19 protein-coding genes are annotated in these 18,462 nt (G+C 65.1%); 10 read left to right on the top strand and 9 right to left on the bottom strand.

Going from position 1 to position 18,462, the window contains the following annotated elements; genetic code table 11:
* Window positions 1–88 precede the first annotated feature (88 nt).
* Together ACTEK7_RS14250 and ACTEK7_RS14255 are read right to left on the bottom strand one after the other, a co-directional pair.
* The gene (locus tag ACTEK7_RS14250; protein WP_225148240.1) at window positions 89–1,630 is read right to left on the bottom strand and encodes an alkaline phosphatase D family protein; all 1,542 of its coding nucleotides are present in this window, start codon (window positions 1,628–1,630) and stop codon (window positions 89–91) included.
* Window positions 1,631–1,816: 186 nt separating this feature from the next.
* On the bottom strand, window positions 1,817–3,262 hold the full coding sequence (locus tag ACTEK7_RS14255; protein WP_225148241.1) for a TAXI family TRAP transporter solute-binding subunit: 1,446 nt from the start codon (window positions 3,260–3,262) through the stop codon (window positions 1,817–1,819).
* Between the two features lie 152 nt (window positions 3,263–3,414).
* Between ACTEK7_RS14255 and ACTEK7_RS14260 the strand changes: the two genes are divergently transcribed.
* Together ACTEK7_RS14260 and ACTEK7_RS14265 are read left to right on the top strand one after the other, a co-directional pair.
* Window positions 3,415–3,705: a 4a-hydroxytetrahydrobiopterin dehydratase gene (locus ACTEK7_RS14260; protein ID WP_036002826.1), complete on the top strand. Its 291-nt coding sequence runs from the start codon at window positions 3,415–3,417 to the stop codon at window positions 3,703–3,705.
* A gap of 114 nt (window positions 3,706–3,819) precedes the next feature.
* Entirely contained in the window at window positions 3,820–4,206 is a 387-nt protein-coding gene (locus ACTEK7_RS14265) for a YkvA family protein (RefSeq protein WP_036038785.1), read from the top strand.
* 173 nt (window positions 4,207–4,379) lie between these two features.
* Here the strand turns inward: ACTEK7_RS14265 and ACTEK7_RS14270 are convergent, their stop codons facing one another.
* Window positions 4,380–5,354, bottom strand: coding sequence for an NADPH:quinone oxidoreductase family protein (locus ACTEK7_RS14270; RefSeq protein ID WP_036002812.1), 975 nt, complete (start codon window positions 5,352–5,354; stop codon window positions 4,380–4,382).
* A gap of 253 nt (window positions 5,355–5,607) precedes the next feature.
* Here ACTEK7_RS14270 and ACTEK7_RS14275 point away from each other — a divergent pair, with 253 nt between their 5' ends.
* The 7 genes from ACTEK7_RS14275 to ACTEK7_RS14305 all read left to right on the top strand — a co-directional run bounded on the left by ACTEK7_RS14275 (window position 5,608) and on the right by ACTEK7_RS14305 (window position 13,415).
* A complete protein-coding gene (locus ACTEK7_RS14275) occupies window positions 5,608–6,447 on the top strand; it encodes an SDR family oxidoreductase (protein WP_225148242.1) in 840 nt (279 codons plus the stop codon).
* A 116-nt stretch (window positions 6,448–6,563) separates the two neighbouring features.
* Window positions 6,564–7,232, top strand: a complete 669-nt coding sequence (locus ACTEK7_RS14280; protein ID WP_036002810.1) for an invasion associated locus B family protein — start codon at window positions 6,564–6,566, stop codon at window positions 7,230–7,232.
* A gap of 187 nt (window positions 7,233–7,419) precedes the next feature.
* Window positions 7,420–8,622 (top strand): dual-specificity RNA methyltransferase RlmN, encoded by a 1,203-nt coding sequence (gene rlmN / locus ACTEK7_RS14285; RefSeq protein WP_036024187.1) that lies wholly within the window; start codon window positions 7,420–7,422, stop codon window positions 8,620–8,622.
* Window positions 8,623–8,785: 163 nt separating this feature from the next.
* Window positions 8,786–9,280 (top strand): hypothetical protein, encoded by a 495-nt coding sequence (locus ACTEK7_RS14290; RefSeq protein ID WP_036038777.1) that lies wholly within the window; start codon window positions 8,786–8,788, stop codon window positions 9,278–9,280.
* Window positions 9,281–9,337: 57 nt separating this feature from the next.
* Complete coding sequence (locus ACTEK7_RS14295) at window positions 9,338–10,114, top strand: phosphatase PAP2 family protein (protein ID WP_225148243.1); 777 nt, start codon at window positions 9,338–9,340, stop codon at window positions 10,112–10,114.
* Window positions 10,115–10,205: 91 nt separating this feature from the next.
* On the top strand, window positions 10,206–11,543 hold the full coding sequence (gene argG / locus ACTEK7_RS14300) for an argininosuccinate synthase (protein WP_225148244.1): 1,338 nt from the start codon (window positions 10,206–10,208) through the stop codon (window positions 11,541–11,543).
* 114 nt (window positions 11,544–11,657) lie between these two features.
* Window positions 11,658–13,415 carry an alkaline phosphatase gene (locus ACTEK7_RS14305; protein ID WP_225148245.1) on the top strand — a complete coding sequence of 586 codons (1,758 nt, stop codon included), beginning with the start codon at window positions 11,658–11,660 and terminating at the stop codon, window positions 13,413–13,415.
* Between the two features lie 92 nt (window positions 13,416–13,507).
* Here ACTEK7_RS14305 and ACTEK7_RS14310 read toward each other — a convergent pair whose 3' ends face one another.
* Window positions 13,508–14,128: a TetR/AcrR family transcriptional regulator gene (locus ACTEK7_RS14310; protein WP_036002793.1), complete on the bottom strand. Its 621-nt coding sequence runs from the start codon at window positions 14,126–14,128 to the stop codon at window positions 13,508–13,510.
* Between the two features lie 230 nt (window positions 14,129–14,358).
* On the opposite strand from ACTEK7_RS14310, the gene ACTEK7_RS14315 reads away from it, so the two are divergent.
* Window positions 14,359–15,315: a homocysteine S-methyltransferase family protein gene (locus ACTEK7_RS14315; protein WP_225148246.1), complete on the top strand. Its 957-nt coding sequence runs from the start codon at window positions 14,359–14,361 to the stop codon at window positions 15,313–15,315.
* Window positions 15,316–15,365: 50 nt separating this feature from the next.
* On the opposite strand, the gene ACTEK7_RS14320 is transcribed toward ACTEK7_RS14315, so the two are convergent.
* The 5 genes from ACTEK7_RS14320 to ACTEK7_RS14340 form a co-directional block, all read right to left on the bottom strand.
* Entirely contained in the window at window positions 15,366–16,301 is a 936-nt protein-coding gene (locus ACTEK7_RS14320) for an OmpA family protein (protein WP_036002818.1), read from the bottom strand.
* 23 nt (window positions 16,302–16,324) lie between these two features.
* Entirely contained in the window at window positions 16,325–16,636 is a 312-nt protein-coding gene (locus tag ACTEK7_RS14325) for a hypothetical protein (protein WP_474808776.1), read from the bottom strand.
* A gap of 184 nt (window positions 16,637–16,820) precedes the next feature.
* Window positions 16,821–17,063, bottom strand: coding sequence for a hypothetical protein (locus ACTEK7_RS14330; RefSeq protein WP_036002774.1), 243 nt, complete (start codon window positions 17,061–17,063; stop codon window positions 16,821–16,823).
* An 82-nt stretch (window positions 17,064–17,145) separates the two neighbouring features.
* A complete protein-coding gene (locus ACTEK7_RS14335; RefSeq protein WP_036002763.1) occupies window positions 17,146–17,532 on the bottom strand; it encodes a VOC family protein in 387 nt (128 codons plus the stop codon).
* 24 nt (window positions 17,533–17,556) lie between these two features.
* On the bottom strand, window positions 17,557–18,381 hold the full coding sequence (locus ACTEK7_RS14340; protein ID WP_225148723.1) for an FkbM family methyltransferase: 825 nt from the start codon (window positions 18,379–18,381) through the stop codon (window positions 17,557–17,559).
* Between the last annotated feature and the right edge of the window lie 81 nt (window positions 18,382–18,462).

Here is an 18,462-nt window from a genome sequence, read left to right on the forward strand (position 1 = left end):
CGGACGGCATCACGCCCTCGAAAATGCGCTGGCGCTCGCAATTGTCGTCCGGGCCGGCCGGAGGGTTTATCCGGCTTCGAATTGGCCGTCACGCAAGCTTCGGATCGAGCGTGGTCGACCACAGCGCGACGTCGGCGCGATCGCGCAGGGTCACCGTCATCCGGCCGGACGCGCCGTCGATCTTGACGTGACCAAAGAACTGCATGCCCGCGGACGGCGGCAGATTCTGGCTGTCCTTGCCCGGCGCCTTGACGAAGCGCACCTCGGGACCAAAGGTATTGTCGAGCGCGTTCGGGCCGAACGTGCCCGCGTGCAGCGGGCCCGAGACGAACTCCCAGAACGGCTCGAACTCCTGAAATTGCGCCTTGTTCGGATCGTAATAATGCGCGGCGGCGTAGTGCACGTCCGCTGTCAGCCAGATCGTGTTGCTGATCGGCGCCATCTTGATGAAGCGCAGGATGTCGGCGATCTCGAACTCGCGGCCACGCACCGGGCCGTCGCCCTGCGCAACGGCTTCCGAGCCGCCCTTCGGCGTGTCGGAAACGATCAGGCTGATCGGCATGTCCGATGCGATCACCTTCCATGTCGTGCGCGAATTCAGCAGGCCGCGCTTGAGCCAGGCGATCTGCTCCGGGCCGAGGAAATAGCTGGCGGGGCCATAGGCGGTTTCGAGATTGGCGCCGTTCGGTGCGCGATAGCTGCGCTCGTCGAGCACGAATACGTCGAGATGCGGGCCGTAGGAGATCTGGCGATAGACGCGGCCGGGTTCAGTGATGCTCTCCCGCATCGGGTACATCTCGTGGAAGGCCCGGCCCGCGCGGGCTGCGAGCAGTGAGATGTCGCGCACCTTGTAGGCGGCCGGCAAGTCTTTCGACAGCGACCAGTTGTTGGTGACCTCGTGGTCGTCCCACTGCACGAAGACCGGCACCTCGGCATTGAAGGCGCGGAGATTGTCGTCGGTGAGATTGTATTTGTACGCGGCGCGAAACTCGTCCAGCGTCTCGGCGACCTTGGCCTTCTCCGGGATGGTCAGATTCTTCCAGATCTTGCCGTCGGCGAGCTTCACCTCGGATTGGATGGGACCGTCGGCATAGATCGTGTCGCCCGAGTGCAGGAAGAAATCCGGCCGGTGCTTGCGCATGGTCGAGAAGGTGACCATGCCGCCGTCGTCGGAATTGATGCCCCAGCCCTGCCCTGCGACGTCGCCGCCCCAGACGAAGCTGACGTCGCGGCGGTCGGCCGGCGCGGTGCGGAAGCGGCCGGTCACCGCCTCGCCCTCGATCGCGGTGTGGGAGAGATCGCGGAAGCGGACGCGGTAGAAGATGTCCTGGCCGGCCGGAAGATTCTCGACCAGCATCTTTGCGGTGAAGTCGCTTTCGGGCAGCGCCGCGATCGGCGGCAATGCGCGGGCGTCCCTAAAGGACTCGCTCGTGGCGACCTCGACCAGCATCTGCGATGGACGGTCGGCGCGCGCCCACACCACGCCGCCATCGACGGTGATGTCGCCCGCTTGCACGCCGTGGGTGACCGCCGGCCGATCAGCCGCGCGCGAAAGATACGGCATCGCCATTGTGCCGAGCGCACCGGCGCTGCTGGCGAGGAAGCGGCGGCGGGAGAATGTGATGGTCATGAGGCTCCGACCCCGGGGCTTGCGGGCGAGTCCGTCATTCCGGGGCGCGCGTAGCGCCGACCCGGAATCCATGTCTCCCCGCGAATGCTGCGCAATGGATTCCGGGTTCGATGCTTCGCATCGCCCCGGAATGACGTTGGGAGCTATATTGAGACAATGTGACGCAGCAATAACGCGCGCGGGCGCTCACGCGTTGCCGGCGGCCCGGAACTGCGCGCTAGCACGTTGCAGGTTCGGCGGCAGGCTGAACAGCACAGCCTTGCGGTCGGCGACGGCGGCGTGGAATTGGTCGAGTGCGATGTTGAAGGCGGTGAGCGCGGCTTCCTCGATCGCGCCGTGATCGAAGCAGCGCAGCGTGTCGCGCAGGATCTCGTCGGCCTCGGTCTGCATCTGGTCCAGCTCTTCGGTCGTCTCGCACTTGCGTGCCGCGGCGATCATGTCGAGCAGGCGTTCGCGCTGGTGATTGTTGTTGTCGCGCTCGTCCTTCTTCAGATAACCGGCGAACCAGGCGCCGACCGAGCCCATGGCCGAGAGCGCCATCAGGCTCCACCAGATATAGTCACTGTATTTGTCGAGGAAGGTCTTCTCCTCGCCATCGACGAAGGCGGCCGCACCCGGATGCACCGGGATCACTGCATCCTTGTCGGTGTCGGGCGTCTCGATCTTCGCCGCCAGCGGGAATTCCGTCACCAGTTGCTGGCGCACGGCGAAGAGCTGGCGCGTGAACGCTGCGATGTCGGCCTCGGACACGCCTTTGCGCGCTACGATGTGGTGCGCGAAGCTGATGGTCTTGACCTCGTCCTCGGGCCGGTCGGGCGAGCCGCCGTAGGTGCCGGCGGGGATCTCGCCCGCTTCATAGACTGGATGATTTTGCGCGATCGCATCGGCGGAATCGATGGCGAGGAAGGTTGGCGTGCCGCCCTCCCTGACCGATGCCGAGATCGCGTCCGCCGTGATCTTGCTGTTGACCGGGCCTGCCGCGAGGTAGACGTCGGCCTTCTGCGCCTTGATCGCCTCGGCAACTTCATTGACGGGAAATTGCACGATCTCGACCTTGGCCGGGTCGACGCCGTATTGGTGCAGGATCACCTTGAGCAGATTGACGTTGGCCTGGGTGCGGCCGACGACCCCGACGCGATGGCCGGCGAGCTGCGCGATCTTGGTGATCTTCGCGCCCTTCTTCTTTCCTTTGGCGGGCACGGACCACAGCACCACGACGTTCTTGCGCAGGGTCGCGACCGCCTGTGCGTTCTTCGGCACGTCGAGATCGCCACGCACGATGGCGAGATCGACCTTGCCTTCGGCGAGCGCATTGGCGCTGGCGGTTGCGCCGTCGGTCTGGATCGGGCGCAGCCGCACATAGCTCTTGTGCTGCGCGAAGCCTTGCGTCAGCGCCTGCACGACCTTGACGTCGTCGCTGTTGGCGGGGCCGACCGCGATTCTGAGCGTCACGGGACGCATCGCGAAGTAATAGCCGCCTGCGACCACGCCAACGATCGCAAGCAGGAACGCCAGAGACACGAGCGCCGTCTTCCGCGCCGCGGATCGCGGCGAAGGCGGAGGGGGCGTTTCGGCCAGGTCCAATCCCCCGGTCATCGGTCTCCCAAACAGGCGCTTCAGGCTCAGTTTCATCTTGGCCGGCGATTTACGCCCGCAATTGTAGCAAATTTCTTGTCCGGCGGGGTTACATCTCCGTCATGGTTAGCGGATGCAGGAAATCCCGTATGAACCGGGGCGCCGGGGCGGTGTTAGAGTAAAGTTCCCCCTAGAGGACGGAGACGACCATGGCAGAACGGCTCTCGGCGGAGGCGCGCAGGCAAGCGCTGGGCGGACTATCCGGCTGGACTGACGTCCAAGGCCGCGACGCCATCGGGAAGACCTTTGTCTTCAAGGATTTCAACGAGGCGTTCGGCTTCATGACCCGCGCCGCGCTGGTCGCCGAGAAGATGGATCACCACCCCGAATGGCGCAACGTCTACAAGACGGTGGAGGTGGTGCTGTCGACCCACGATGCCGGCGGCGTCACCGCGCGCGACATGGCGCTAGCCAAGGCGATGAACGCCATCGCAGGCTGACACCAAGCAGACGTCTTGAAGCAGACGTCTTGCAGGGACCGGCTGCATCCCCATCTTGTGATCAGCCGGGATCGGGCGGTCCTCCGCCTCCCGCAGAACGGGGAGCATTTGAGCATGGCTGCCGAGCACAGCGTTGGCTTCGAGCCGGCCGATCGGCTCGCGGAAGATCGCGAGAGCGTGCGCCGCCGCTTCTGGCGCAAGCTGAAGCGGGTCGCTGCGCATCTGCCGTTCGCGGAGGATCTACTTGCCGCCTATTACTGCGCGTTCGACCGGCAGACGCCGCGTCACGTCCAGGCTTCGCTGCTCGGTGCAATCGCCTATTTCGTCCTGCCGTTCGATTTCGTCGCGGACGTGATGCCCATGCTCGGCTTCGCCGATGACGCCGCCGTGCTCGCCACTGCCATCCGCATGGTTGCCGGCCACATCACGAACGAGCATCGCGAGGCCGCCCGCGCCGCGCTGAAGCGTGGGGTGGAGGAGGCGGACGTCGAGGCAGCGTAACAGTTTCGCCACGCCTTCCGCTGTCATTCCCCGCGAAGGCGGGGAATCCAGTACGCCGCGGCCTCCCGGTTCAATCGCTGACGTCACGGAGTAATGGATCGCCCGCCTTCGCGGGCGATGACAGTGAGTGTGTGGTGTGCAGGTCGCGACAAACGCGTTTCCGTCTCGCATCCTCACGGATGCAAGATCACCTTGCCCATGGCCTGACGTCCCGCCAACACCTTCAACGCATCGGCCGTCTGCGCCAGCGGGAAGGTGCGGTCGACATGCGATGAGATCTTGCCTTCCGCGGTCCACTTCACCAGCTTCTCCAGATTGGCGCGGTTCTTGGCCGGGTTGAGCCGGGTCCAGGCGCCCCAGAACACGCCGCGGATGTCGCAGCCCTTCAGGAGCGCGAGGTTCAGCGGCATCTTGGGAATGTCGCCGGCGGCAAAGCCGATGACGAGGAAGCGGCCTTCCCATGCGATCGAGCGCAGCGCCTGTTCGGCGTAAGCACCACCAACGGGATCGAAGATGATGTCGACGCCCTTGCCGCCGGTGAGCTTGCGCAGGCCTTCCTTCAGATCTTCCTTGGCATAGTTCAGCGTCAGCTCGGCGCCGTGCGCCTTGGCGAATTCGAGCTTCTCGTCCGACGAGGCGCAGGCGATGACCTTCAAGCCCATCAGCTTGCCGAGCTCGCAGGCCGCAAGGCCGGTGCCGCCGGCCGCGCCCAGCACAGCGAGCGTCTCGCCCGGCTTGGGGCTGGCGCGATCTTCCAGCGCATGCAGCGCGGTGCCGTAGATGATGATGATGCCGGCCGCGCGGTCGTAGTCGAGATTGTCGGGGATCTTCACGATCGATGCCGCCGGCAGCGCGATCTTCTCGCGTGCGCCGTTGTGGCCGCAGGAGGCGACCACGCGATCGCCGACCTTGAGATCAGTGACACCAGCGCCGATGCTCTCGATCACGCCCGCAACTTCCGCGGCCGGCGAGAACGGGAACGGCGGCTTGATCTGGTACTTGCCCTGGATCATCAGGATGTCGAAGAAATTCAGCGCCGCCGCCTTGATCGCGATCACGGCTTCGCCGGGCCCCGCCACCGGATCGGGCACCTCAGTCAGGACGAGGTCGTCGGGCTGGCAATATTGCGAGCAGAGGATGGCTTTCATGGCGGCACCTTGAGGGCGTTTCGGGTGGAATTATAGTTTGGCCGTTTCTGCCGGATTTAGGCAGTGGCGACAATCCGGATTCTTTGTCTGGGGTCAGCGACGGCCTATCCTCCGTCGTTGCGAGCGCAGCGAAGCAATCCAGAGTCCGTCCTGCGGAATAGTCTGAATTGCTTCGCGAAGCCCGTCATCGGGCCGCGCTTCGCGCGGACCCGGTGGCTCGCAATGACGAAATCCGCGGAGAAAGGATCAAACGATGTTTGAAACAAGCCTGCTGAAGAACAAGCGCACCCTCATTACCGGGGGTGGTTCGGGTCTCGGCGCTGCGATGGGGCGTCGCTTCCTCGCGCTCGGCGCCGAGCTCGTGATCTGCGGCCGCAAGCTCGAGCGGCTCGAGGCGACGGCGCGCGAGATGCGCGACGAGACCGGCGGCACGGTCATCACCATCGCCTGCGATATCCGCGACGGTGCGGCGGTCGACGGCATGATGGATGCGATCTGGCGCGAGGCGCCGCTCGACATCCTCGTCAACAATGCCGCTGCCACCTTCATCGCACAGAGCGAGCATCTCTCCTTCCGCGCCGCGGACGCGATCTTGGCGCCGACACTGCATGGCGCGATGTATTGCACGCTCGCCGCCGGCAGGCGCTGGATCGAGGCTAACCATCGCGGCGTCGTGCTGTCGATCCTCTCGACCTCCACCATTACCGGCCGCGCCTTCACCGTTCCCTCGGCGATGGCGAAATCCGCACTGCTGGCGATGACCAGGAGTCTTGCGGTGGAATGGGGCCCGAAGGGCATCCGGACCGTGGCGATCGCGCCGGGCCCGTTTCCGACCGCAGGGGCCACCGGGCAGCTCCGTCCCGAAGGCCGCGACGAAGGCTGGACCTCGCGCAATCCGCTCGGCCGCACCGGCGAGCACGGCGAGCTCGCCGATCTCGCCAGCTTCCTGGTCTCGGATCACGCCGCCTACATCAATGGCGAGATGGTGGTGATCGACGGTGGCGCGCATCTGCGCAGTTCCGGCGCCGAGGATTTGCTCGGCTGGACCGAGGCGCAATGGGCCGCGCAACGCGCCGCCCGATCCAGGGCCTAGCCGCCGAAGATACCGCTAACTGCCTTCCCAAATTGAACTTTCCCGGCTATCCCTGCCCGGGGACAAAGCGCGCTCGGGCCATCTTCCAGTCACAATATTGAGGGAACCAACGCGGCATGTGGCGGGTGCTGATTTTAGCTTTGATGACTGGCGTGGCGGCCGGGGGAATCGCCGTGTCTGCGCGGGCGCAGACGGCGCAACCGACGCCCAAGTCCAGTCCAGCTCCAAAAGAGGCGGCACCGAAGCCGGCGGCGCCGCCGGCCAACACCAACGCAAAGGCGGCCCCGAAGCCCGAGAGCAAGCCGGCGGCCCCGGCTGCGGCCGTTGCGGGGGGCGCGGAGCCGACCCTGATCGGGCAGTTCGGCACCTGGGGTGCCTATTCGGCGACGCCGAACGGCAAGAAGGTCTGCTTCGCGCTGGCCAAGCCGTCATCGTCGAAGACCAATCCGCCGAACCGGCCGCGCGATCCCGCCTATGCCTTCGTCTCGACCCGGCCGGCCGAGAAGGTCAACAACGAAGTCTCGGTCATGATCGGCTATGCGCTGAAGCCGGGCTCGGAATCGACCGCCGAGGTCGGCGGCGCCTCCTTCGCCATGTACACGCAGGGGGACGGGCTCTGGATCAAGAACGCGGCCGAGGAGGAGCGGATGGTCGAAGCCATGCGCAAATCCGCCGATCTCGTCGTCAAAGGCGTCTCGGCCAAGGGGACCGAGACGACCGACACCTTCTCGCTGAAGGGCCTCGCCCAGGCGCTCGACAAGATCGCGCAGGATTGCCGGCGTTAAGACTGCGGGCGATAAGGTCGCAATCGGCGGTTCCGGTTGTTATATAGGGGCCGTTCCAGATTTCTTCGTCATTCCGGGGCGCGCACAGCACGAACCCGGAATCTCCGAGGTTCCGGGTCTGGTCCTCAGGGTCGCTTCGCGATCTCTTCGGACCATCCCGGAACGACCAAGCCATTAGGTCCATTCAATGCAACCGACGACCGAGCCGCACAACGGCCTCCTGGTGGAGAAGACCCCGCTCGAAACCTATGTGCCGCCGGCCAAGCCGTCGCTGATCGGCCTGTCGCGCACCGAGCTTGCCGATCGGCTCGGCGAGATCGGTGTCGCGCCGGCCCAGCGCAAGATGCGGGTGCAGCAGCTGTGGCACTGGATCTATTTCCGCGGCGCCCAGAGCTTCGACGAGATGAGCTCGATCTCCAAGGGCATCCGCGCCGAGCTCGCCCAGCATTTCACCGTCGACCGGCCGGAAGTCGTGGCCGAGCAGATCTCCAACGACGGCACCCGCAAATGGCTGTTGCGCCTGCCGAGCGGCGATAATGTTCAGAAGGCGCATGAAGTCGAATGCGTCTACATCCCCGAGACCGACCGCGGCACGCTCTGCGTTTCCTCGCAGGTCGGCTGCACGCTCAATTGCGCCTTCTGCCACACCGGCACCCAGCGCCTGGTGCGCAACCTCACCGCCGGCGAGATCGTCGGCCAGGTGATGGTCGCGCGCGACCGTCTCAACGACTGGGCCGATCGCGAGGACGGCACGCGCCGCGTCACCAACATCGTGATGATGGGCATGGGCGAGCCGCTCTACAATTTCGACGCGGTGCGCGATGCGCTTCTGATCGTCGGCGACAACGAAGGCATCGGCATCTCCCGCCGCCGCATCACGCTGTCGACCTCGGGCGTGGTGCCGAACATCGTGCGGGCCGGCGAGGAGATCGGCGTCATGCTCGCGATCTCGCTGCACGCGGTGCGCGACGAGCTGCGCAACGAGCTGGTGCCGCTCAACCGCAAATATCCGATCAAGGAGCTGCTGCAGGCCTGCCGCGACTATCCCGGCGCATCGAACGCGCGCCGCATCACCTTCGAATATGTGATGCTCAAGGGCGTCAACGATTCGCTCGACGATGCAAAACTGCTGGTAAAGATGCTCAAGGGCATTCCGGCCAAGATCAACCTGATCCCGTTCAATCCCTGGCCCGGCACCGCCTATGAATGCTCCGACTGGGACCAGATCGAAAAGTTCTCCGAATATATCTTCAACGCCGGCTATTCCTCGCCGGTGCGCACCCCGCGCGGCCGCGACATCCTCGCCGCCTGCGGCCAGCTCAAGTCGGAGACGGAAAAGCTCTCGGCGCGCGAGCGCCAGGCGCTGCGCGCCATGGCGATGACGGATTAGGTCGGGATGCCCACGCTCCCGCCTCCTCGTCATTGCGAGCGCAGCGAAGCAATCCAGAATATCTCCGCGGCCTCAGTCTGGATTGCTTCGTCGCATCAGCGCAAAATTGCTGCGCAATTTTGTCGCGAGCTCCTTGCAATGACGGCGAGGTGATTTTGACGTCATGTCCCTGATCGGCCGCCTCGTCGTCATCTTCATCGGCTTCCTCGCCGCCTGCTTTGTCGGCGGCATGATCGTCGTCGTCGCGCTGCTGTTTCCGGAGTTCGCCGATCTCGGCGCCGGTCCGGTCGACCAGGGCACGATCGACATCCTGCTCGGCTTCGGCTTCATCTTCGTGTCCGGCTTTGCGCTGGTGCCGGCGGCGGTGATCGTCGCGATCACCGAAGCGCTCTATATCCGCAGTGCGATCGCCTATGCGGTCGGCGGCGGCCTTGTCGGGCTCGCCTGCTATCTCGGCCTCGTCCCGTTCCATTCCGACACGTTGCAGTTTGAGGGCATCGTCCGGCGTCACCTGGAGATCATGACGGGCGCGGGCATCGTTGCCGGCTTCGTCTACTGGCTGATCGCCGGCCGCAACGCCGGCGCCTGGCGCGAACCGCCGTCCCCGCGGAAACCACCGCCGCCATTGCCGGCGAATTCAAGGCCGGGCCCGCGGTGAGTTTCCTACCCTCCCCTGGGGTTTCCATCTCCATCCCACTCCGCTAAACCGCGCGCCATGAACAGGACTGGACTCTTCATCGCCCTGGCGCTGTGGCTCGTGATCGGCGTCGTCTTCGGCCTCTATCCCGAGCTCGATCTCAAGCTCGCTTCGCTGTTCTTCGACGCGGAGACCAAGACGTTTCCGCTCAAGCTGAACGGCTGGGCCGGCTTTGCGCGCGATGCGGCGATGTGGATCGCCTGGGCCTTCGCCCTTCCCTCGATCGTCGCGCTCGTGGTCAAGATGATCCGGCCCGACCGGCCGCTGATGGTGCCGGGGCGTACGGTCATCTTCCTGCTGGTGACGATGACCATGTCGGCCGGTATTTTGACCAACCTGACGTTCAAGAATTATTGGGGCCGTCCGCGTCCGGTGGTGGTGACCGAGTTTGCCGGCGATCAGCAATTCGTGCCGTGGTGGGATCCGCGCGGCAGCTGCGGGCGCAATTGCTCGTTCTTCTCCGGCGAAGGCGCGACGGCGTTCTGGACGCTGGCGCCGGCCGCGCTGGCGCCGCCGGCGTGGCGGCCGCTCGCCTATGCCGCCGCCGTGGTGTTCGGCGCCTTGACCAGCGCCCTGCGCATGGCCTTCGGCGGGCACTTTTTCACCGACGTTTCGATCGCGGGCCTCGTCACCTTCGTCGTGATCTGGTTCGCCTACGCGCTGATCTATCGCTGGCCGCGCACGCGGTTCTCGGACGAAGCGGTGGATGCTGCCCTGACCCGGCTGAACATGCCCGCCTATCGGCTGCGCCAGCGCCTGTTCGGCCGCAAGACCGGCCCCGAGCCCTCGGTTTGAGCTATTAAAGGGGTGCCGAGCCCCGCGAAATTTGATATTCGCGCGGTCAAACCCACCCGTCACATCAGCTTGAGACCCGATTGGAAGCCCCATGACCACGATCCTGAAAAGCCTGCCCAAGGGTGAGAAAGTCGGCATCGCTTTTTCGGGCGGCCTCGACACCTCTGCGGCGCTGCTCTGGATGAAGCAGAAAGGGGCGCGCTGCTACGCCTACACCGCCAATCTCGGCCAGCCGGATGAAGCCGACTACAACGAGATCCCGCGCAAGGCGATGGAGTTCGGTGCCGAGAACGCGCGCCTCGTCGATTGCCGCACGCAGCTGGTCCACGAGGGCATCGCCGCGATCCAGTCCGGCGCCTTCCATATCTCGACCGGCGGAATCACCTATTTCAACACCACGCCGCTCGGCCGCGCGGTCACCGGCACGATGCTGGTCGCGGCCATGAAGGAGGACGGCGTCAACATCTGGGGCGACGGTTCGACCTTCAAGGGCAACGACATCGAGCGCTTCTATCGCTACGGCCTGCTCACCAATCCCGGCCTGAAGATCTATAAGCCCTGGCTCGACCAGCAGTTCATCGACGAGCTCGGCGGCCGCGCCGAGATGTCTGCGTTCATGACCGCGCAAGGCTTCGCCTACAAGATGAGCGCGGAGAAGGCGTATTCGACCGACAGCAATCTGCTCGGCGCCACGCACGAGGCGAAGGATCTCGAGAGCCTCGACAGCGGCATCAAGATCGTCAACCCGATCATGGGCGTGCCGTTCTGGCGCGACGACTGCAATGTCAAGGCCGAGAAGGTCGTGGTGCGTTTCGAGGAAGGGCAGCCGACCGCGCTGAACGGCCAGACCTTCTCCGATCCGGTCTCGCTGTTCCTCGAGGCCAACGCGATCGGCGGCCGCCATGGCCTCGGCATGAGCGACCAGATCGAGAACCGCATCATCGAGGCCAAGAGCCGCGGCATCTATGAGGCGCCTGGCATGGCGCTGCTGCACATCGCCTATGAGCGCCTCGTCACCGGCATCCACAACGAGGACACGATCGAGCAGTACCGCATCAGCGGCATGCGCCTGGGGCGCCTGCTCTATCAGGGCCGCTGGTTCGATTCGCAGGCGTTGATGCTGCGCGAGACCGCACAGCGCTGGGTCGCCCGCGCCGTCACCGGCGAAGTCACGCTCGAGCTGCGCCGCGGCAACGATTATTCGATCCTCAACACCGAGAGCCCCAACCTTACCTATGCGCCGGAGCGGCTGAGCATGGAGAAGGTGGAGGACGCCGCCTTCACGCCGGCCGACCGCATCGGCCAGCTCACCATGCGCAACCTCGACATCGCCGACACCCGCACCAAGCTCGGTCTCTATTCGAAGACCGGCCTGTTGTCGGGCAGCGAAGGCTCGCAGATCTTCCGGCTCGAGAGCGATAAGGGCTGAGGCTTTCCGGAGCCCGGATTGCGCTTCGCTCCATCCGCGCTCCGAGCTTAATGACGCTGTCATTCTCGACCGCTACGCTTCCACTGTTGGAAACGGGATTGCGGAGCATCGCACATGGTCAGGGGATCGGCACTCGCCTCTCTCATTGTTCTCTGTTGGGCATCATCATCGTCGGCGCAGACGATCTATCCGATCGACCGCGCCGAGATCCTGGCGGGAGCCAAGTTCGACTTCAAGGTCGAGCTCCCGGGGCTGGTCGATCCCGCCAAGTTGAAGGTGACGGTGAACGGCGCGGATTACGCGGCCGCGTTCGGCCGCTCCGGAACCTTCGTCGAGCGCGAGGACGGCAAGGAGCAGTCGGCCCTGGTCCTGCGCGACGTCACGCTGACCAAGCCGGGTAGCGTCGCCGTGGAGGTGAGCGACGGCACGCGCCAGCGCAGCGTCACCTGGACGGTCTACGACACCGGCCCGCGCAAGGCGAAGAACGTCATCCTGTTCATCGGCGATGGCATGTCGCCGGCGCATCGGGTCGCCGCGCGAATCCTGTCCAAGGGCATTTCGGAAGGCAAGAGCCGCGGCAAGCTCGCCATCGACGACATGCCCCATATGGCCCTGGTGGCAACCGCCGGCTCGGACTCGATCATCACGGATTCCGCGAACTCGGCGAGCGCCTATGCGACCGGGCACAAGAGCGCCGTCAATGCCCTCGGCGTCTACGCTGACCGCAGCGCAAGCCCGCTCGACGATCCCAAGGTCGAAACCATCACCAGCCTTGCCAAAAGGCGGCTCGGTATGGCGATCGGTGTCGTCACCAATACCGAGATCGAAGACGCGACGCCGGCGGCGATGGTCGCGCACACCCGCCGGCGCGCCGCCTATGACGACATCGTCGAGCAGTTCTTCGCGGCAAAGCCGGATGTGATGCTGGGCGGCGGCAGCGCAAATTTTCTGCCGAAGTCGGCTGCCGGCTCCAAGCGCAAGGACGAGACCGACTACATCGCGAAGTTTCGCGATGCCGGCTATCAGGTGGCGACCACCGCGGGCGAGCTCAGCGCCTCTGCCGCCAAGCAGGAGACGAGCAAGCTGCTCGGCCTGTTCGCCACCGGCAACATGGACGGCGCGCTCGACCGCAAATTCCTCAAGGGCGGCGGCGTCAAGAAATTCCCCGAGCAGCCTGATCTGACCGAACAGGTGCAGGCAGCGTTGAAAATCCTCTCGAAGAACGAAGCCGGCTTCTTCCTGATGGTCGAATCCGGAATGATCGACAAATACGCGCATTTGCTCGACATGGAGCGCGCGGTCTACGACACGATCATGCTCGACAACGCGGTGCGTCAGACGCGCGAATGGGCGCGCGCACGCGGCGACGACACCCTCATCCTGGTGCTGGCCGATCACAATCACCCCAACAGCCTGGTCGGCACAGTGAATGACGACATGGCCACCGTGCCCAACGTTCCCTTACGCGAGCGCGTCGGGGTTTACGACAAGGCCGGATTTCCGAACTATCCGGCCCCAGACGCGGAAGGCTACCCGTCACGCATCGACGTGAGCCGCCGGCTTGCCATCTTCTCGGCGAGCCTGCCCGATCATTACGAGACGTTCCGTCCGAAGCTCGACAATCCCAACGAGCCGACCGTCAAGGCCGGCGACGACGGCACCTTCAAGGCCAACGACAAATACAAGGAGGTCCCGGGCGCGGTGCTGCGCCCCGGCAATCTGTCGTCGCTGGTCGGCGCCAGCGTGCATTCGGGCGAGGACGTCATTGTCACGGCGGCGGGCCCGGGGAGCGAGCGCGTGCACGGCTCGATGGACAATACCGAAGTGTTCCGTGTCATGGCCGATGCGCTGGGATTGGCTGCGCGAGAATGATGGGGGCGACTGCCAACCTGGGCCCAATCACATTCCTGCCGCAGGCGAGCGCGGCAGGCCGGGCCGCCCTGGTCCGCTCACGTTCCATCAATTCACGACGAGTGAGGCGGCGTGAAGACCAGCTTCACGCAGCTGCGGAAGAGCAGGATCTGTCGCTCCAGCCGCTTCGGGTCGTTGAGCGTCTTCGACATGATGATTGCGCCGTCGACCACGCACGAGATCATCTCCGCGAGATCGTCGAGATCGATCGGCTCGCGGGGCGGATAGATGGCGGCGATGCCGTCGAGAATCTCGCGGAAGTGCGCATTCCAGCTCCGGACGGATTGCGCGGTTAGATCGCGAACATCGCGGTCGAACAGGCGCTCCTGATAGCAGATGCTTGCGATCAGGCAGCCGGGATGGCCGTTCGGCAGATCGGCCATGACTTCGGCGAGTAGTTTCAGCGAGATCAGGAACGACTGCAGCGGGTCGTCGGAGAGCTCGCGTCCGCGCCTGAAGATCTCGTCGAACAGGCGGTCATTCGTATCCACGTAGCGACGCAGCATCTCCCGTGCGAGCGCGTTCTTGTCCCTGAAGTGATAGAAGAACCCGCTCTTGGTCAGTCCGGCCTCGGCAATGACCTCCTCGATCGAGGTGGCGCCGAAGCCCTTTGCGAGCACCGCCGCTTCCGCGATCTCGAGAATGCGCTCGCGCGTCGCTTCGCCCTTTCCCATTGATGTCTCCAGAACTGTACCGACGGTGCGGAAATTGACCCTCGGGGCCAAGGCCCACTCCGCGTGACTCGTGCAAATCATTGATTTGTCTCCGCTTGCGGGTGGAAGTTCAGCCGCACCACGGGGCTTCTAGAGCGACGCGACATTATGCGGCACCAAATGCCGCGACCGAACGCGGGCGTAGCGCGACCGAGTGAAGAGAGCGGCACGTCCAAATGATGGAGCGATCAATGGCCAGATACAGACATGGTCTGCCGCAGCGCGGCGGCGGCATTTTCCTGACCGATGGCGGCATGGAAACAACTCTCATCTTTCAGCACGGGCTGGAGCTGCCCCACTTTGCGGCATTCGTGCTGCTCGACAGCGCGGATGGCCGCGCGCATTTGAGGCAGTACTACGAAGCCTACCTGCGTATCGCGCGGCAGCATGGGCTCGGCTTTGTCCTCGACAGTCCGACCTGGCGCGCCAACCCTGATTGGGGCGCCAAGCTCGGCTATGATGCGGCCAGGCTCGCGGCCATCAACATGCGCGCCATCCGCTTCCTCGACGAATTGCGCGGCGCTTGGGAGTTGCCCGGCATGCCTTGCGTCATCAACGGCGCGATCGGTCCGCGAGGCGACGGCTACAAGGCCGGCAACATGGACGCGGCGGAGGCGGAAGCCTACCACTCAGGCCAGATCGCGGCCTTCGCCGAGGCGGGCGCCGACATGGTGACTGCATTCACGCTGAACAGCATCAACGAAGCGGTGGGCGTGGTCCGTGCAGCCAAGAGGCAGGACATTCCGGTCGCCATCTCTTTCACGGTCGAAACCAATGGCCGCCTCGTCCGGGGAGAGTCGCTGCGCGAGGCGATCGAGGCGGTCGACGACGCAACTGAACGTGCCTGCGAATACTTCCTGATCAATTGCGCGCACCCAACTCACTTCGAGAGTGCACTCGCCGCAGGCGAGGCGTGGGTTCAGCGCATCCACGGCATCAGAGCCAATGCATCGGTCAAGAGCCACGCCGAGCTCGACGAATCGGAGGCGCTGGACAGTGGTGATCCCCAAGATCTCGGCCGCCGCTACCATTTGCTCAGGCGCGCATTCCCCGGCATGCGCATTCTCGGCGGCTGTTGCGGCACTGATCACCGGCATGTTGCCGCCGTTTGCGAGGCATGCCTGCCGTCGGAAGCAATGACGGCGTGACAAGAAAAATGGCCGGGATCGCTCCCGGCCATTGTCTTCTTGCGAAGGTCTTACTGGCGCGGCGGAGGCGCCGCGTTGGCCTGGTCGCCGTTGAGCAACGGCGTGATGCGACGGACGGTGACGCGCCGGTTGATCAGGCTCGCGCCTTGCGTCTGCTCCTTCAGATACTGCTCGCCATAGCCCTGCGACGTCAGGTTCTCCGCGGGCACACTGAATTGCTGCGTCAGCAATTCGGCTGCGGCCTGCGCGCGGCGATCCGACAGCGACAGATTGTCGACCTCGTTGCCGACCGCATCGGTGTGGCCCTCGATCAGGAACACCTCCTGCGGGTTGGCCTGGAGCGCCTGGTTGATGCCGTCGGCGATCACTTGCAGCCGCGCCGCCTGATCCGGCGGAATGGTCCACGATCCGGTCTCGAAGTTGATCGTGTTGACGTCGATGCTCGGCATCTGCATGCGAACATTCGGGCTGTAGCGGATCTCGTCGAGCGAGTAGCGCCGGTCGATCCGCTGCACCGGCGGAGCCCGCATCGTTTCGTAGATCACCTGCGGCGGCGCCTCCTGGGCGTCGACGATGTAGCGATCGTAGGGAATGTTGACCACCGGCGGCGGCACGTCGACGTAGAAGCCGCCGACCGCCCGCGGATCGCGGTAGGTGTTGTCGATGATCACGATCTCGCGTCCGCGCGGGTCCCGGCGGATACGACGCAGGAGCGAGCCGTCCGGCCCGACCACGGTGATCACCTCGCTGCCGTCGGGACGGATCACGACGGTGCGGGTTTCGCCGCCGACGGTGTCGGTGCGGATGTCGCGGGCGCCATAGCGGAAGCGATAGAGATCGTTGCCGCGGACGTAAGCCTGCCCGCCCGGATCGCGGATGATGATGCGGTCCGGCTCGGTGTAGACGGTGCGGCCGCCTTCGACGACCTCGCGCCGCTGGTTATGGATATCGGCGATGGTGGCGCCGATCACGGCGCCGGCCACCACGCCCGCGCCGATCGCGAGCGGCGTCAGGTCACGCTGCTGCGGACGCGGCGGCGGCGGCAGGGGCGCGGCGGTGCTGCGGCCGGCGGAGGCGCTGCAGGCGGCTGGGGCGGTGCAGCCGCCGGCGGCGGAGCCGCGGGGCGTGCGGGTGCTGCAGGCGGCGCCGCGCCTGGCGGTCCCTTCGGCGGCTGCTTCGGTCTTCCGTCAGGGCCCGCGTCCTGCGGCTGGGCCTGAGCGACGACGAACGGCGCAGCGTCTTGCGCATGCGATGCGGTGTTGGCCAATTGCATCGCGGTCAGAGCCGTCGTCGCAAGCAGCACGAAACGAAGGTTGGTCATGTGGTGAACTTCCCCGGAAGGTTCTTTGTCGAAGTGTCGGGATGAACGGCTAAGCGTTAGGCCGCATTGTGGCGGGCGATGCAACTGCGACCCGATTTATTTCTGCACGCAAATCATCTCACTGTGGCAACGTTCATTGCGCATTCAGACGCTGGTGGCAATCGCCTGACATTGCTTCGCTGCTTCACGCGTGATCGCGCGGCGGAATCGCATCCGTCGCAGGATTGGGCGTGAGCGGCCCGTTCGGTCCGCGCGATGGGATCTCCTCAGGCATGCGGCCCGGCAATTCGTCGGGCCGCGGCGGCGAGCCGGGCTCGCGCACCGGCGGCGTGATTTCAGGCTGCGGATTGCCGGGCGGGATTCCGGGCGGCGGCTCAGTCGGCGTACCGGGCGTCGACGGCGGAATCTCGGGCGGTTCAATCGGCATCGGCATCATCGGGATCGTTGTCAGAGAACAACAACGAAGGTGCAGCACCGATGTTCCGCGTCACATCGCTTCGGAGACCGGATTATTCCGGCGTGTGGCAGACCGCTTCGATGTTGTGGCCGTCGGGGTCGAGCACGAAGGCGCCGTAATAGTTCGCGTGATAATGCGGGCGGATGCCGGGCGGGCCGTTGTCGCGGCCGCCGGCCGCCATCGCCGTCTTGTAGAACGCATCGACGGTGGCGCGGTCATTGGCGCGGATGGCGACATGCACCGGCTTGTTCATCGCGCCTTCGCCCCCGATCCAGAAATCGGGCTTGCCGTCGGCACCGAAGCCTGCAGCCGCAGCGTGTCCGGTCTGCTCGGCCGTGACCTCCATGATCAGGCTGTAGCCGAGCGGCGCCAGTGCCTTCGCATAGAACGCCTTGGCGCGCTCATAGTCGGAGACGGAGAATCCCAGATGATCGATCATCGCAACCTCCCTTGTTCGTACCCGTCAGCGGGACAAAAACGTATTGCTTCGTGTCTTGCGTGCGATCGTAAAGCCGCGCCCGACCATGTCGGCAATACAATCCTGCTGCCATTCGTTTTGTGACAGATGCTCGATCACCACCGCACGTGGCCAGAGCGATTGCGGCGCGTCGCGGAAGAAGCCGATCAGCACGCGGTCCTCAAAGCCCTCGACGTCGATCTTCAGCGAATCGACTTGGCCGACGCCGGCCTCCTCCAGAATGCGCACCAGGCGCAGCGACGGCACCTTGATGGCCTCGGCACTGGCCGTGCCGGTGACGACGTGGGTGGCGCCGAGATTGCCGCCGCCGCTCTCGATCATCAGCTCGCCGTCGCTGTCGCCGGCGGCGGCCTGCACCAGGCGCACCTGCGGCGTCTTCGATGCGGCGTGGTTGAACGAGAGCCGTCCGAAGGTCAGCGGATGCGGCTCGATCGCCACCACTTTTCCTGTTGGACCGACCTGCCGCGCCATGACCAGTGCAAAGGTGCCGACATTGGCGCCGACATCGACGAACGTGCCGCCCGCGGGAGTGTGCTGGCGCAGGAAGTCGAGCTCGTCCAGATTGTAGTCGGGATTGAACAGCGCGCCGCGCTCGGTCGCGCTGCCCTGGTGATGGAAGCGGAACGAGGCGCCCTGATATTGGACGTCGACCGGGCCGCTGCGCAGCAGGTTGACCAGCCGCGACATCCACGGCCGGAACGCGCCGCGCTTCAGCCCCGATCGTTGAGCGAGGCGGATGATCGCGGCCTGTGCCGCATTGGGCGCGAACGCGCCGAACGGTGCGGACGAAGGGGCATTGTCGGACGTCAAGCAGCAGATCCTCGTTGCAGGCGGCGCATGCATAACCGGTTTTGACGAGGACTCCAACTTCAGGTCCGTAGCCCGGATGGA

Source organism: Bradyrhizobium sp. JHI2711 (assembly GCF_056156565.1).

What these genes read in the sequence shown, in the direction of transcription:
- ACTEK7_RS14250 (WP_225148240.1), bottom strand. Translation starts at nt 1,630, where the DNA reads ATGACCATCACATTCTCCCGCCGCCGCTTCCTCGCCAGCAGCGCCGGT.
- ACTEK7_RS14255 (WP_225148241.1), bottom strand. Translation starts at nt 3,262, where the DNA reads ATGAAACTGAGCCTGAAGCGCCTGTTTGGGAGACCGATGACCGGGGGA.
- ACTEK7_RS14260 (WP_036002826.1), top strand. Translation starts at nt 3,415, where the DNA reads ATGGCAGAACGGCTCTCGGCGGAGGCGCGCAGGCAAGCGCTGGGCGGA.
- ACTEK7_RS14265 (WP_036038785.1), top strand. Translation starts at nt 3,820, where the DNA reads ATGGCTGCCGAGCACAGCGTTGGCTTCGAGCCGGCCGATCGGCTCGCG.
- ACTEK7_RS14270 (WP_036002812.1), bottom strand. Translation starts at nt 5,354, where the DNA reads ATGAAAGCCATCCTCTGCTCGCAATATTGCCAGCCCGACGACCTCGTC.
- ACTEK7_RS14275 (WP_225148242.1), top strand. Translation starts at nt 5,608, where the DNA reads ATGTTTGAAACAAGCCTGCTGAAGAACAAGCGCACCCTCATTACCGGG.
- ACTEK7_RS14280 (WP_036002810.1), top strand. Translation starts at nt 6,564, where the DNA reads ATGTGGCGGGTGCTGATTTTAGCTTTGATGACTGGCGTGGCGGCCGGG.
- rlmN (WP_036024187.1), top strand. Translation starts at nt 7,420, where the DNA reads ATGCAACCGACGACCGAGCCGCACAACGGCCTCCTGGTGGAGAAGACC.
- ACTEK7_RS14290 (WP_036038777.1), top strand. Translation starts at nt 8,786, where the DNA reads ATGTCCCTGATCGGCCGCCTCGTCGTCATCTTCATCGGCTTCCTCGCC.
- ACTEK7_RS14295 (WP_225148243.1), top strand. Translation starts at nt 9,338, where the DNA reads ATGAACAGGACTGGACTCTTCATCGCCCTGGCGCTGTGGCTCGTGATC.
- argG (WP_225148244.1), top strand. Translation starts at nt 10,206, where the DNA reads ATGACCACGATCCTGAAAAGCCTGCCCAAGGGTGAGAAAGTCGGCATC.
- ACTEK7_RS14305 (WP_225148245.1), top strand. Translation starts at nt 11,658, where the DNA reads ATGGTCAGGGGATCGGCACTCGCCTCTCTCATTGTTCTCTGTTGGGCA.
- ACTEK7_RS14310 (WP_036002793.1), bottom strand. Translation starts at nt 14,128, where the DNA reads ATGGGAAAGGGCGAAGCGACGCGCGAGCGCATTCTCGAGATCGCGGAA.
- ACTEK7_RS14315 (WP_225148246.1), top strand. Translation starts at nt 14,359, where the DNA reads ATGGCCAGATACAGACATGGTCTGCCGCAGCGCGGCGGCGGCATTTTC.
- ACTEK7_RS14325 (WP_474808776.1), bottom strand. Translation starts at nt 16,636, where the DNA reads ATGACCAACCTTCGTTTCGTGCTGCTTGCGACGACGGCTCTGACCGCG.
- ACTEK7_RS14330 (WP_036002774.1), bottom strand. Translation starts at nt 17,063, where the DNA reads ATGCCGATTGAACCGCCCGAGATTCCGCCGTCGACGCCCGGTACGCCG.
- ACTEK7_RS14335 (WP_036002763.1), bottom strand. Translation starts at nt 17,532, where the DNA reads ATGATCGATCATCTGGGATTCTCCGTCTCCGACTATGAGCGCGCCAAG.